At 71.9% G+C, this 13993-nt stretch carries 13 protein-coding genes and 1 tRNA gene; 9 read left to right on the forward strand and 5 right to left on the reverse strand.

The window, feature by feature from the left end; translation table 11 throughout:
- Nucleotides 1-20: 20 nt before the first annotated feature.
- Nucleotides 21-2951 carry a glycine--tRNA ligase gene (locus tag F4559_RS26945; protein ID WP_184676257.1) on the reverse strand — a complete coding sequence of 977 codons (2931 nt, stop codon included), beginning with the start codon at nt 2949-2951 and terminating at the stop codon, nt 21-23.
- Nucleotides 2952-3140: 189 nt separating this feature from the next.
- Between F4559_RS26945 and F4559_RS36570 the strand changes: the two genes are divergently transcribed.
- From F4559_RS36570 to F4559_RS26980, 7 genes are all read left to right on the forward strand, one after another.
- Nucleotides 3141-5141 (forward strand): LCP family protein, encoded by a 2001-nt coding sequence (locus F4559_RS36570; protein ID WP_312865842.1) that lies wholly within the window; start codon nt 3141-3143, stop codon nt 5139-5141.
- 16 nt (nt 5142-5157) lie between these two features.
- The gene (locus tag F4559_RS26955) at nt 5158-5820 is read left to right on the forward strand and encodes a SanA/YdcF family protein (RefSeq protein WP_184673331.1); all 663 of its coding nucleotides are present in this window, start codon (nt 5158-5160) and stop codon (nt 5818-5820) included.
- 133 nt (nt 5821-5953) lie between these two features.
- The gene (locus F4559_RS26960) at nt 5954-6436 is read left to right on the forward strand and encodes a helix-turn-helix domain-containing protein (RefSeq protein WP_184673333.1); all 483 of its coding nucleotides are present in this window, start codon (nt 5954-5956) and stop codon (nt 6434-6436) included.
- Nucleotides 6437-6475: 39 nt separating this feature from the next.
- Nucleotides 6476-7729, forward strand: a complete 1254-nt coding sequence (locus F4559_RS26965) for a Mur ligase family protein (RefSeq protein ID WP_184673335.1) — start codon at nt 6476-6478, stop codon at nt 7727-7729.
- Nucleotides 7722-8444: a type 1 glutamine amidotransferase gene (locus F4559_RS26970; protein ID WP_184673337.1), complete on the forward strand. Its 723-nt coding sequence runs from the start codon at nt 7722-7724 to the stop codon at nt 8442-8444. Before F4559_RS26965 ends, F4559_RS26970 begins: the two co-directional genes overlap by 8 nt.
- A 556-nt stretch (nt 8445-9000) precedes the next feature.
- Entirely contained in the window at nt 9001-9246 is a 246-nt protein-coding gene (locus F4559_RS26975) for a hypothetical protein (RefSeq protein WP_246445340.1), read from the forward strand.
- A 131-nt stretch (nt 9247-9377) separates the two neighbouring features.
- Nucleotides 9378-9992 (forward strand): TetR/AcrR family transcriptional regulator, encoded by a 615-nt coding sequence (locus F4559_RS26980; RefSeq protein WP_184673341.1) that lies wholly within the window; start codon nt 9378-9380, stop codon nt 9990-9992.
- A 10-nt stretch (nt 9993-10002) separates the two neighbouring features.
- Here the strand turns inward: F4559_RS26980 and F4559_RS26985 are convergent, their stop codons facing one another.
- Nucleotides 10003-10224, reverse strand: coding sequence for a DUF3618 domain-containing protein (locus F4559_RS26985; protein WP_184673343.1), 222 nt, complete (start codon nt 10222-10224; stop codon nt 10003-10005).
- A 165-nt stretch (nt 10225-10389) separates the two neighbouring features.
- Between F4559_RS26985 and F4559_RS26990 the strand changes: the two genes are divergently transcribed.
- A tRNA-Leu gene (locus F4559_RS26990) sits at nt 10390-10463 on the forward strand.
- Nucleotides 10464-10516: 53 nt separating this feature from the next.
- Here F4559_RS26990 and F4559_RS26995 read toward each other — a convergent pair.
- A complete protein-coding gene (locus F4559_RS26995) occupies nt 10517-11461 on the reverse strand; it encodes a CobW family GTP-binding protein (protein WP_184673345.1) in 945 nt (314 codons plus the stop codon).
- Nucleotides 11462-11595: 134 nt separating this feature from the next.
- Between F4559_RS26995 and F4559_RS27000 the strand changes: the two genes are divergently transcribed.
- Nucleotides 11596-12204: a DedA family protein gene (locus tag F4559_RS27000; protein ID WP_184673347.1), complete on the forward strand. Its 609-nt coding sequence runs from the start codon at nt 11596-11598 to the stop codon at nt 12202-12204.
- Here the strand turns inward: F4559_RS27000 and F4559_RS27005 are convergent.
- Both F4559_RS27005 and F4559_RS27010 read right to left on the reverse strand, forming a co-directional pair.
- A complete protein-coding gene (locus F4559_RS27005; protein WP_184673349.1) occupies nt 12189-12827 on the reverse strand; it encodes a response regulator transcription factor in 639 nt (212 codons plus the stop codon). The two genes, F4559_RS27000 and F4559_RS27005, sit on opposite strands and share 16 nt — an antisense overlap.
- Nucleotides 12818-13864, reverse strand: coding sequence for a sensor histidine kinase (locus F4559_RS27010; RefSeq protein WP_184673352.1), 1047 nt, complete (start codon nt 13862-13864; stop codon nt 12818-12820). The genes F4559_RS27005 and F4559_RS27010 overlap by 10 nt, the downstream gene beginning before the upstream one ends.
- Between the last annotated feature and the right edge of the window lie 129 nt (nt 13865-13993).

Below are 13993 nucleotides of genomic sequence, written 5' to 3' on the forward strand. Positions count from 1 at the left end.
GCGACCCGCCGGCCGTCACCTCAGCCCAGGGCCTGCCAGTCGAGCACGGGCGCGGCCAGGTCGCGGATCGCGGCGAGCAGCCCGAGCCGGGCCGCGCGCACCGCCGGGTCCTCGGCCATCACGAGCACCTCCTCGAAGAAGGCGTCGATCGGCGCGGCCAGCGACGAGGTCGCCGCGACGAACGCGGCCAGACCCACCACACCCTTCGGCACGGCCGCGAACGCCGCGTGCAATGCCACCTCGGCGGGCTCGGTCAGCGCGGTCGGGTCGTAGGACGCGGCCGTCCCCTCGGGCACGATCCGCCGCACCCGGCCGAACGCGGCGGCCGACACCTCGAACGCCGGGTCGTCGACCAGCGCCGTCAGGTCCACCAGCACCTCGTCCGCCAAGGCCGGCGCGTCCGCGTGCACCAGCACGGCCCGCACGAGCTTGTGGTCGTGGCCCGCGTCCAGCAGTTGCTGCTCGTACCGTCGCACGGCGAACTCGCGGGCCGTCTCCACCGCGTCGGCCACGTCCAGGTTCGCGGCGGCCAGCGTCAACGCCCGGGTCAGCGTGATCTCCCGCAGGGCCGGGAACGCCCGCAGCACGCTCACCGCGCCCAACGCCGCCCGCCGCAGCCCGAACGGGTCCGAGCTGCCGGTCGGGTTCGCGCCGATGCCGAACAGCCCGGCCAGCAGGTCGAACCGGTCCGCCAGCGACAGCAGCGCGCCGACCTCCGACGACGGCAGGTCGTCGCCCGCCGACCGGGGCAGTTCCATGTCGTACAGGGCCTGCGCGACGGCCTCGGTCTCGCCCGCGCGCACCGCGTACTCGCGGGCCATGAACCCGGCCAGGCTGGACAGCTCGACCACCATCTGCGAGCCGAGGTCGAACTTGGCCAGTCCCCCGGCCCGCGAGAGCGTCGGGTCGGCCACGCCCACGACGTCGGCCAGGCGTGCGGCCAGCGCGGCGATCCGGTCGGCCCGGTCGGCCATCGACCCCAGCTTGTCGGCGAACGTGAGCTTCTCCAGGTTCGCCTTCATCGCCTCCAGCGGCGTGCGCAGGTCGGCCCGCCAGAAGAACGCGGCGTCCTCGTACCGGGCGCGCAGCACGGCCTCGTTGCCCGTGCGGACCAGGTCCTCGTCCACGTTCCCGTTGGCCACCGCCACGAAGTACGGCAGCAGCGTGCCGTCCGCGGCGCGCACGGGCAGGTAGCGCTGGTGCTTGCGCATCACCGTGGTGAGGATCTGCGCGGGCAGGTCCAGGTAGGACGGGTCGAACGAGCCGAGGATCGGCGTCGGCCACTCGACCAGGTTCACGACCTCGTCCAGCACGCCGGTCAGGTCGACGACGCCGCCGACGGACGCGGCCAGTTCCGTCGCCCGGTCCACGATCGCCCGCCGGCGGGCGTCCGCCGAGACCGTGACGCCGTGGCCCGCGAGGAACTCCGGGTAGCCGTCGGCACCCGCCACGGCCACCACCGGCTCGTCGGCCGTGCGGTGCACTCGCGTGACCGACCCGGACGCCAACGCCGACACCGCGACCGGCACCGGCGTCGTGCCCAGCAGCGCGAGCAGCCACCGGACCGGCCGGCTGAACGACAGCGCGGGGTCGTTCCAGCGCATGTTCTTCTCGGCCCGCAGACCGGTCACGACCTCGGCCAGCAGACCGCTGAGCACCGCCACGGCGCCGCGTCCGACCACGGTCTTCGTCACGGCCACGTGCTCGACGCCGTTCTCGACCACGCGCCCGAGGTCGGCCGCGTCCACGCCCTGGCCGCGCGCGAAGCCCTGCGCGGCCTTCGTCGGCGTGCCCGAGTCGTCGAACGCCGCCGAGACGCGCGGACCGCGCGCGGTGCGCTCGGTGTCGGTCTCGCGCGGCGCGACGTCCGCGACCAGCACGACGATCCGGCGTGGCGTGGCGTGCACCTCGACGTCGCCGTGCGCGAGCCGGGTGGCGGCGAGCTTGTCCGCCACGGCGGCGCGCACGGCGTCCGCGGTGCGGATCACCTCGGCGGGCGGCAGTTCCTCGGTGCCGATCTCGAACAGCAGCGTGGCGGGCGCGTCGACGGTCGCGAACTCCGCCGGCGGTTCGGGCGCGGCCGGCACCTCGGCGATGCCCAGCGGGTGGCCGAGTTCCGCGCGCCGGTCCGCCCACAGCTTGGCGACCTCGCGGGCCAGGCCGCGCATGCGGCCGAACGCGCGGGCGCGTTCGGTGGTGCTGATCGCCCCGCGCGCGTCGAGCACGTTGAACGCGTGCGAGCACTTGAGCACGTAGTTGTGCGCGGGCACGGGCAGTCGCGCGTCGAGCATCCGCCGGGCCTCGGCCGCGTACTCCTCGAACAGCCGCCGGTTGGCCTCCACGTCGGCGTCGTCGAGGTAGTAGCGGCTCATCTCGTACTCGGACTGGCCGAACGCCTCGCCGTAGGAGATGCCGGGCGCGTACGCGATGTCCTTGAAGTGCGAGACGCCCTGGAGCGCCATCATGATCCGCTCGATGCCGTAGGTGATCTCCACCGACACCGGGTCCAGCGACAGGCCGCCCGCCTGCTGGAAGTACGTGAACTGGGTGATCTCCAGGCCGTCGAGCCACACCTCCCAGCCCAGGCCCCACGCGCCGAGCGCGGGCGAGGCCCAGTTGTCCTCGACGAACCGCACGTCGTGCGCGCGCACGTCGATGCCCAGCGCGGCGAGGCTGCCCAGGTACAGCTCCTGCGGATCGCCCGGATCGGGCTTGAGGACCACCTGGAACTGGGTATGCGTCTGGAGCCGGTTCGGGTTCTCGCCGTACCGGGCGTCGTCGGGCCGCACGCTCGGCTCCACGTAGGAGACCCGCCATGGCTCGGGACCGAGCACGCGCAGGACCGTGGCGGGGTTGAGCGTGCCCGCGCCGACCTCGGTGTTGTAGGGCTGGACGACGACGCACCCGCGTTCGGTCCAGTACCGGGTCAACGCCAGCAGGGCGTCCTGCATCGTGAGCACGGGACGACAGTGTACGAAGCGCGTGACGACGCGCTCACCATCGGGCTACACGCCTGGTCGGACCCGGTGGCCAGGCGGTATCACGTCTTCTTCGACAACGGTTGTGCGACGCTGTGCGCAACCCTGGTCGAGCCCGGGACGTCAACCAGGGCGTAACCCCGGGACGAGGGAGGAGACCGAGTGGACGACCGGCCGCCGTGGCAGCAGAGCGGGCCCCCGGGGGACCGCGGCCGACCGGTTCCCCCGCGCGGCCCCGTGCCCGGTCGGGGTGAACCGCCGCGCCGCCGACAGCCGCGCACACCCCAACCCGATCCCCACCAGAACGACCCACGTCGCGAGCCGCCGCGCCGGGAGACTCCCGCCGACCGGCGCCGCGACCTCGCGGGCGGACGTCCGCGCCCCGACGCGCCGCGTCGGGAACCCCAGCGCCGACCTCGCCCGGAAGAGCCCGCGCCGCGCCGGCCACGTGCCGACGAACCCCGTCGCGCCGACTCGCCGCAGCGTGGTTTCCGCTCGGAGGAGCCGCAGCGGCGCCCTCGTACCGACGACCAGCGCCGCTCACGCGCGTCCGCCGACGAACCCCGCCGTTCCCGTCCCGCCGCCGACGAACCCCGCAGGTCGCGCGGCGAGGCCCCGGCGGCCGGTGCCCGTCGCCCGGCCGGGCAGCGGTCGACGACCCGTTCCTCGACTTCGACGCGGCGCAAGGCGCCGACGTCGACGCCCAAGCCCGGTTCGCTGGTCGGGCGGTCGATCGCGGTCGCCTGCTCGCTGGCCGTGCTGATCGGCACCGGCTACGGCTGGAAGAACCTCAACGCGCTGACCGAGAACCTGTCGACCCGCGACGTGATCAGCGCCGAGGGCGGCGGCGAGCGGCCGGCCGACGGCTCGGTCGACATCCTCATGGTCGGCATGGACAGCCGCACGGACGCCAAGGGCAACCCGCTGCCGCAGAACGTCCTCGACGAACTGCACGCGGGCGACGAGTCCGCGGGCGGGCTCAACACGGACACGTTGATCCTCATGCACGTGCCCAACGACGGCGGCAAGGCCGTCGCCGTGTCGTTCCCGCGCGACTCGTACGTGAAGATCGCGGGCGGCTACGGCCGGCATAAGATCAACTCGGCGTACGGCTACGCGAAGAACGACGCGCTGGAGAAGCTCCAGGACGAGGTCGCCGACCCCGCCGCGCGCGAGGTCCAGTCCAACCAGGCCGGCGCCAAGAACCTGATCAAGACCATCGAGGACCTGACCGGCGTCACGATCGACCACTACGCCGAGATCAACCTGGTCGGCTTCTACGACATCACCAAGGCCGTCGGCGGCGTCGACGTGTGCCTCAACCAGGCCACGCAGGACGATTTCTCCGGCGCCGACTTCAAGGCCGGCCCGCAGAAGATCCAGGGCCGCGAGGCGCTCGCGTTCGTCCGCCAGCGGCACGGCCTGCTGCGCGGCGACCTCGACCGGATCGTGCGCCAGCAGGTCTTCATGGCGGGTCTGGCCAAACAGGTGCTGTCCGCCGGCACGCTGTCGGATCCCGGCAAGCTCAGCGACCTGATCGGCGCGCTGACCAAGTCCATCGTGCTGGACAAGGACTGGGACGTGCTCCAGTTCGCCACCCGCATGAAGGACCTGACCGGCGGCAACCTCAAGTTCGAGACCATCCCGACCGGCGACCCCGAGCTGGAGACGCCCGAGGACGGCCAGGCGATCGAGATCGACGAGGGCGACGTGCGCCGGTTCGTGAAGGGCCTGAACGCCGACCCGAACGCGCCCGCGCCCACCGGGCAGACCGTCGACCCCGCCACCGTGACCGTCGAGGTGCGCAACGCGTCGGGCACGCCGGGCCTGGCCGCCCGCGTGCTCGAGGTGCTCGTGGCGAAGAAGTTCGTCGACGGCGGCGCCGACAACGCGGACGAGGGCATGAGCCGGTCCGTCGTCCGGTACGGCAAGGGCGGCGAGGCGGGCGCGGCGGCCGTGGCCGAGGAACTGGGCGGCCTGGCGACCGAGGAGGACCCGGCCATCCCGGCCGGTCGCGCACGGGTGTTCGTGGGCAGCGACTACGCCGGACCGGGCAGCCAGAACCTGCGCGGCACGCCGCTGGTCGGCCTCGACGGCGCGCACCGGCGGCAGGAGACCGGACAGCCGCCGATCACGGCGGGCGGCGTCGTCTGCGTGAACTAGGTCCTTGGGGGAACGGATGCGGTTGTTCCGGAAGGTGCGCTGGAAACGCGTGCTGCTGGTGGCGGGCCTGGTCGCGTTGATCGGGACCGTGCCCTACGCGTGGGTGCTGATCTCCAGCGCGCCGTACCGGTTCAAGGCCGAGGACGTGCCGGAGACGCCCGTCGCGCTGGTGCTCGGCGCCGGACTGCGCGACGGGCGCCCGACGCCGTTCCTGGCCGGGCGGCTGGACGTGGCCGCCGACCTGTTCCGCCGGGGCAAGGTCAAGGTGCTGCTGGTCAGCGGCGACAACAGCACCGTCGACTACGACGAGCCCGGCGCGATGCGGCGGTACCTGGTCGAGCACGGCGTGCCGGAGCGGTTCATCGTGGCCGACTACGCGGGCCTGGACACGTGGGACTCGTGCACTCGCGCCAAGCGGATCTTCGGCGTGGACCGGCTGACGGTCGTCTCGCAGGTCACGCACCTGCCCCGGGCCGTGACGCTGTGCCGCCGGGCCGGGGTCGACGCGTACGGCGTCGGGCACGAGACGTGGGACGACTACCGGGGCACGACCGTGCAGCAGTACGTCCGGGAGTCCGTCGCCGCGTACAAGGCGCTCTGGGAGGGCGTGGTGGTCCGTCGCGACCCGAAGTTCCTCGGACCGCAGGAGCCCGGGGTGATCCAGGCGCTCGATGCCTGAAGACCCACCGTGAGTGTGCCTCGGTTCACCCGATCGGGCGTTAATCGGGTCAAGTCGCGTAAGCGAGGGGCAAGTCGGACTTTCCATCTCCGTGGGATCTGTCGAGGTCCCCGGGGACTGGGAGGACTTGACGGTGCAGATCGACACTGCGGAGTACCAGCGCGTGCTCGGTGATGAACTCCGCGGTCTCCGCAAGCAGCGCGGCTGGACGCGCAAGGAACTCAACCGCCGGTTGCAGAGCGACATCTCGCTCCAGACGCTCGCGACCTACGAGCTGGGCACCCGGCAGTGCTCGGTCGTGCGGCTGGCCGAGATCTGCCTGGCGCTCGGCGTGCCCGCGCACCAGGTGCTGGCCCGCGTGCACGAGCGCGTGTTCGGCGACGCGCCCACCGGCCACCTGGCGGTGGACCTGACCGCCGTGATCGCGGACGACCGGCCGCAACTGCTGCCGCTGCGGCGGTGGGCGCAGGGCAGGCTCACGCAGCTCCCGCCGCACCGGACCGCCGAGGTCCACCTCGACCAGCCGGCGCTGGAGTACATGGCGCAGCTGTGCGGGATGGAGACCGCCGACCTGATCAAGACCCTGCGGGACCTGGACGGCCGGCCGCACCGGTAGCATCGCGGCATCCCTGTCGCTACGGATGCGGGAAGACGCTTGCCGAACACTCCTGGTACGGACCCTGGTCGCCTGCCGCTGCGCACCGCCGCCGCCGTGCGTCTGGGCAACATCAGCTCGAAGCTGTCGCAGAAGATGGGCCTGGGCGCCGGCGGCATGATCGGTGGCCGCGTCGCGCTCAAACTCGACCCACAGGCGTTGGCGCACCTGACGTCCGGGCGTGAGGTCGCGCTCGTGACCGGCACCAACGGCAAGACCACCAGCACGATGATGCTCAGCCGCGCGGTGTCGTTCCTGGGCGAGGTCGCGACCAACCACGGCGGCGCGAACATGCCCGACGGGCACGTGACCGCGTTGTCCAAGCAGCCCGACGCGCCGTACGCGGTGCTGGAGGTCGACGAGGGGTACTTCCCCGAGGTCGTACGCGCGGCGGCGCCGGCCGTGGCCGTGCTGCTGAACCTGTCGCGCGACCAGCTCGACCGCGTCGGTGAGGTGCGCACGATCGAGAAGTCGCTGCGGACCGCGTTGTCGACCGTGCGCGGCGTGGTCGTGGCCAACTGCGACGACATCATGGTGACCTCGGCGGCCCGCGACTGCGCGAACGTGGTGTGGGTGGCGACCGGCACGGGCTGGCACAACGACGCGGCGTCGTGCCCGCGCTGTGGCGACCCGATCCAGTGGCGCGGCGAGCACTGGAACTGCACGCACTGCGACCTGGCCCGGCCGCGGCCGAACTGGATCACCGGCGACGGTTTCCTGATCGGACCCCACGGCGAGAAGGTCCAGCTCGCGCTGCGCCTGCCCGGCAAGTTCAACCAGGCCAACGCGGTCATGGCCACGGCCGCCGCGGCGGCCCTGGGCGTGCCGGTCGAGGAGGCCGTGCAGCGCCTGCGCGGCGTGTCCAACGTGGCCGGCCGGTACCGGACGATCCAGCGCAGCGGCCACCGGGCGAGGCTGCTGCTGTCGAAGAACCCGGCCGGCTGGAGCGAGACGCTGACCGTGGTGCGCGAGGCCGACCACCCGGCCGTGCTCGTGATCAACGCGCACGAGGCCGACGGCCGCGACCTGTCGTGGCTGTGGGACGTGCCGTTCGAGAAGCTGCGCGGACGTCAGGTGATCGCGTCCGGCGAGCGGGCGACGGACCTGGCCGTGCGGCTGACGTACGCGGAGGTCGAGCACACGATCGTCCCGGACCCGCTCAAGGCCATCGACGCCCTGCCCACCGGGCCGGTCGAGGTGATCGCCAACTACACCGCTTTCCGCGATCTGAACGCGAGGTCAGCCGATGAGTGAGTCCACGGTCCGGGTCGCCCTCGTGCTGCCGGACCTGCTGGGCACGTACGGCGACTTCGGCAACGCCGTCGTGCTCGAGCGGAGGATGGCGTGGCGCGGCATCCCCGCCGAGATCGTCACGGTCAACTTCGGACAGCCCGTGCCGTCGTCGTGCGACATCTACGTCGTCGGCGGCGGCGAGGACACCGCGCAGACCCTGGCCGTGCGGCACCTGCGCGAACACCCCGGCCTCCAGCAGGCGGCGGCACGCGGTGCCGTGGTGCTCGGCATCTGCGCCGGCATCCAGATCTTCGGCGAGTCGTTCACCAGGGCGGACAACGTCACCCATCCCGGCCTGGGACTGCTGGACTCGACGTCGCACGCGGGCGGCAGCAGGGCCATCGGCGAAGTCGTCGCGACCCCGGCGGACGGCCTGTTCGAGGGCTTCCTGACCGGCTTCGAGAACCACCAGGGCAGAACCACCCTCGGCCCGTCCGCAAGGCCGTTGGCCCACGTGAAGGTCGGCACCGGCAACGACGGCAAGGTGGAAGGCGCCGTACAGGGCAGGATCGTGTGCACGTACCTGCACGGCCCGGTACTCCCCCGCAACCCGGCACTGGCGGACCTGCTGATCGAGTGGGCCACCGGAACCAAGCCAAGCCCCTTGGACCTGCCCGCCGTGACCCGACTGCGCACCGAACGCGCCAAGGCCGCCGGAGTAGGCGCCGGCGCATAAGCGCACAAGTCAGGGGTCGGAAACTTTCACAGACAGACACCCGGTCCCGTAGTCGGGCACGACCACACAACTCCCGACTACGGGCCACACAGCACCGCAGCCACCCACCGCCAAGCCGCAGAACGCAGCGCACCCACCACAACGGCAGCAGCCGGAGGCGGAAGCCCCTGGGTGCCCTTTCCGGCGGTCTGCCCGAGCGGCGAGCCGACACACCCGTCTTTCGGCGCCCCAACCCGCCGCACCACCACACACCGCCCGCACGCACAACTCGCGGTGTCCGAGCACATAACTCGCGCGAGCACGACCCCACCTCCGCGCGAACACACGTCTCGCACTGCCCGAGTGCGTACTTCAGGGTGCCTGAGCGCGTATTTCAGGGTGTCTGAGTGGAGGACTCGCGCGGTGGCCGGGGCAGAGCGAGGGGCAGGACGCGAAGCGCGCCCCTGAGGGGTGAACATTCGACACGAAAGGACGTCGCAGCGCGCATTCCCGGGCGAAAGCAGACAGATTCTGCTTTTCGCCACGAAGTATCGGGAGGCGTTCCACCATGCCCGCGATGGCCATCACCGCGAACTACCACCGTTCCGGAGACGACTGGGCCGTGTCGGTGAACCACGGGACGACCACGCTGGAAGCCGTGGCCCCGGGTCTGATCGCCGCCCGCGTGCAGGCCGACCAACTCGTCGACGAGATCGCGAACGGCCGCAAGGACCGCGCCGTCGTCCACCTCCTCGACGGCGACGCACTGGCCTTCTCGGTCGCGTACCTGCACCTGCGGCACGGTCTCGCGCTGCCCGGTTGAGCAACCGCGGTTGAGCCGGTCGGTGCACTACCGACCGGTATGTAACCGAGCACCCGTCATGACCCGCGCAGAGCGGTCCCGCCCCTTCCGGACGGGCCTAGGATGTCCCGCCAAAGAAGACGGGAGCAGACATGGCCACACCGGTGTACGACGGGGCGGCACGGTCGCCGCAGCGAGGCAGACCCAGGGACGCGAGCCGGGACGACGCGCTGCGCCAAGCGGCGTTGGAAGTCATGGCGGACGTCGGGTACCGGGCGTTGACGATGGACGCCGTGGCGGCACGGGCACGTGCCGGCAAGGCGACGATCTACCGGCGTTGGGAATCCAAGCTCGATCTGGTCATCGACACCTGCACGCAGCTCGCGCAACGCAACCTCACCGAGCCGGACACGGGGTCGCTCGGGGGCGACCTGCGGGAGTTCCTGAGCACGTTCGCGGGGTTCCTGTCCGGTCCGATCGGCAAGGCCGCGCAGGCGCTGGTCGGCGAACTGCCGCACGAGCCCGAGCTGGCGACGGCGTTCCGGGACACGTTCCTCATCGCGCAGCGCGACGTGCTGCGCGGCATCCTCGACCGCGCCGCCGAGCGCGGCGAGCTGAAACCCGACGCGCCGCGCGGCACGGTGGTCGAACTCGCCGGCGCGGCGCTGATCTACCGGCTGATGCTGACCGGCGAGGCGTTGGACGGCGCCTTCGTCGACCGCATGGTCGACCAGGTGCTGCTGCCCCTCGTCGGCAAGGGGCAGTAGCACCGGCCGGTCAGCGGAAGAGCTTGCGCACCAGGGCGAAGCCGACGACGGCACCCACGACGATCAGCGTGTACTTGATCTTCGGTTCGGCCAGTTTCGCGCGCAGGCCCGCCTTGCCGGACTCCACGAGGCGCTGGGGGTCGGCACGGGTGCCCAACTCGTCCAACGTCGCGGCCAGCGCGTCGCGTGCCTGCTCTATCTCACGCTGGATGGTGTCGGGATCGCGAGCCACATCTCCTCCTAGCAGCGGTCTGCCCACAACCGTAGTTGACCTGTCCGATCGACGTCGGCCGACATGGCGGACACCGGTTTCCGCACCGGTGCCGGGCACCCGGTCCCCGCCGCGGGTGTCCCTCCGGAACTGTCCGCGCACGACTGCCGATAAGCTCGCGGCCGAGGGGTCGTAGCCCAATTGGCAGAGGCACACGGTTTAGGTCCGTGCCAGTGAGAGTTCGAGTCTCTCCGGCCCCACTCCGGTCGACGAAGCGGGTGTCCGGGCGGTCCGCCGCCCGGACACCCGCGGCTCACTCGAGATAGCGCAGGACTTCCAGCATCGACTGCGGGTCCACGGACGCCGGGTCGGGTTCCACGCACGCGGCCAAGCGCTCGCGCAGGGCCGCCGCGTCCACGCCGGTGCCGATGAGGACCAGTTCGGTGCGCCCCGGCGGCGCGGGCGCGAACCTCAGGAACGCGCCGACGGTGTGCACGCTCAACCGCCGCCGGTGGCCGGGCACCTCGAACGCCACGTACCCCTTGATCCGGTACAGCCCGGCGGGCCGGTCGTCGAGGAACGCCATGAGCCGGGTCGGGTTCATCCCGCCGGCGGTGAACTCCACGCTCTCGTACGCGTGGTGCGCGTGCTCGCCCTCATCCGCCAGGTCGTCGAACGAGAGCTGGCCGTGCGTCACGCGCGGGCGCCGGTCGAACAGCAGGGCCGGGTCGATCCGCCCGTGGTCGACGGCGACCGCGGGCACCCCCGGCTTGAGCGCGGAGATCCGGGCCAGCGCCGGCCCGACGTCGGGCACGCGGTCGACCTTGTTGAGCACCACCAGATCGGCGACCGGCACGTGCCGGCGCAGGTCGTCGGGGAACTCGGCCGCGTCGACCAGCAGCACGAGGCCGCCGTAGCGCAGGCGCGGGTTCTCCGACGCGAGCACCATGCGCACCATGGCGGCGGGTTCGGCCAGGCCGCTGGCCTCGATCACGATCACGTCCACCCGCGAGTCGAGCCGGGCGAGCATGTCGTCCAGCCCGCTCACGTCGACCGCGCAGCACAGGCACCCGTTGCTCAGCGACGCCAGGGAGTCGACCTGCCCGGCCACGCTCATCGCGTCGATGCCGATGCTGCCGAAGTCGTTGACCACCACGCCGATCCGCGTGCCGCGACTCGCGGTGAGCAGGTGGTTGAGCAGCGTGGTCTTGCCCGCGCCCAGGAATCCGGCTACGACGACGACCGGCACGCGTTCCACGGCCGCCGATGCTAGCGGTTTACCCGGTACCGCCCGCGGAAACCCTGGTCCATGCGGGAATTCCGGTTTTCCACACCCCGTCGTGGGGTCGTCATCATGGTCCGCCGCGGTCGTCCGTTCGTAGTTTCGTGACCATGGACGTCACCTGGGTCATCGACCTGATGGACGGTTTCGGCGCACCGGGCGCCGGCCTCGCCATCGCCTTGGAAAACCTCTTCCCACCGCTGCCGAGCGAGCTGTTCCTGCCGTTGGCCGGGTTCACCGCGAGCAAGGGCGGCATGAGCCTGCTCGCCGCGATCGTGTGGACCACGGTCGGTTCGGTCGCCGGTGCGCTGGCGCTCTACTGGCTCGGCGCGCTGCTGGGCCGCGACCGGATGCGGGCGATCGCGCGGAAGATGCCGTTGGTGAGCGTGGACGACGTGGACCGGACCGAGGAGTGGTTCCTCAAGCACGGCAAGGCGACCGTGTTCTTCGGCCGGATGGTGCCGCTCTTCCGCAGTCTCATCTCGATCCCGGCGGGTGTGGAACGCATGTCGCTGCCGGTCTTCCTGGCGTTGACCGCGGCGGGCAGCGCGATCTGGAACACCGCGCTGATCCTGGCCGGCTACCTGCTCGGCGAGCAGTGGAACCTGGTCGAGAAGTACATGGACGTGGTGTCGAAGGCCGTGCTCGGCCTCGTGCTGCTGGCCATCGTGCTGTTCGTGGTGACCCGCCTGCGGAAGAAGTCTCAGGCGCGCAGGTAGCGCAGGACGGCGAGGACGCGTCGGCTGTAGCCGTCCTCGGCGGTCAGCCCGAGCTTGTCGAAGATCGACGCGATGTGCTTCTCGACGGCGCTGCGCGACACGTGCAGGCGTGCGGCGATCGAGTAGTTCGTGTGCCCCTCGGCCATGTGCGCCAACACTTCCCGCTCACGGGGGCTGAGCACGTCCAACGGGTGCGAGGTGCGGGCCAGCAGGCGGCGCACCACCTCCGGGTCGAACGCGACGCCGCCCGTGCCGACGCGGCGCAACGCGTCGAGGAACTCCTCGACCTGCACGACCCGGTCCTTGAGCAGGTAGCCGACGCCGTCGGTGTGGTCGGTGAGCAGGTCGACGGCGTACCGGCGTTCCACGTACTGCGACAGGACCAGCACACCGGTGTCCGGGAACCGCCGGCGGATCTCCAACGCGGCCTTCACGCCCTCGTCGGAGTTCGTCGGCGGCATCCGCACGTCGGTCACGACCACGTCGGGCCGCAACGCCGCCACGGCGTCGAGCAGCGCGTCCGCGTCGCCCACTGCGGCGACGACCTCGTGGTCCTCCTCGGCCAGCAGCCGCACCAGGCCCTCGCGCAGCAACGTCGAGTCCTCGGCCAGGATCACGCGCACGGGATCGCCGCCACGACCGCCGTGGGACCGCCCTCGGGGCTGGTCACGCCGAACGTCCCGTCGAGCGCGAGCACCCGCCGCGACAGGCCGGACAGCCCGCCGCCGGCCGGGTCCGCCCCGCCGATCCCGTCGTCCTCGACCAGTACGCGCACCACGTCGTCCTCCCGCGTGACGTCCACCTTGATCATGGTCGCACCGGAGTGCTTGACCGCGTTCGTGACCGCCTCGCTGACGAGGAAGTACACCGCCGTCTCCACGGGGGTGATCGTCGCCGTGGGCGGGCAGGACAGCTCCACCGGGATCGCGGACCGGTCGGCGACCGTGGCCAGCGCCTCGGCCAGGCCCAACGCGTCCAACGCGGCCGGGAACACCCGCCAGGCCACGGCACGCAGGTCGTCGAGCACCTCACGGGCCTCTTCGTGCGCCTGCGCGACGAGTTCGTCGGCCCGCTCGGGGTGGCGTCGCGCCCGGCCGAGCAGCATGCCCAGGGCCACGAGCCGCTGCTGGACGCCGTCGTGCAGGTCGCGTTCGATGCGACGGCGTTCGGCGTCGACGGCGGCCACGATGCCCGCGCGGCTCGCGGCCAGCTCGCCGACGCGTTCGCGCAACACCTCGGCCTCGCCGCGGCCGAGCAGCCGGCGGGCCGCGGCGGCGTCGAGCCGGGCCACACCCGCGATGCCCTGCGACTCGATGTAGAGCAGGACCAGGCCGACGAAGCCGGTCCAGACCAGCTCCAGCGGGTCGACCTCGCCGCTCAGCAGCCGGTAGGCCACGACCGGCACGTAGTAGAGCCCGTAGCACAGCCAGACCACGACGAACCCGCCGAGCAGGCCGACCGCCGCGTGGACGAGCAGGTAGCGGGCCGCCCGGCCGGGACCGGGTTCGCCGCTCTCGACGCCGAGGAACCTCGCCAGTCGACGACGTTCCAACACGACCATGCGGGTGGCCGCACGGGGCGACGCCGCGGCGACCAGGCCGGGCAGCGCCGTACCGAAACCGAGCAGCAGTCCGACGACCGTCCTGACCCACCTGCCCACGGCACCGACCCTAGACGAATCCCGTGCCGGTCGAAGGGTGCCTGCGCCGACCCGACCGACGGACGAGGCTCGTACGCCGGGAGCGCCGCCCGTACCCGTCGAACGCCGGACCGCAGTGGTGCGGCCGTC

It is taken from the genome of Saccharothrix violaceirubra (assembly GCF_014203755.1).
In the GTDB taxonomy this organism is placed as follows: Bacteria; Actinomycetota; Actinomycetes; order Mycobacteriales; family Pseudonocardiaceae; genus Actinosynnema; species Actinosynnema violaceirubrum.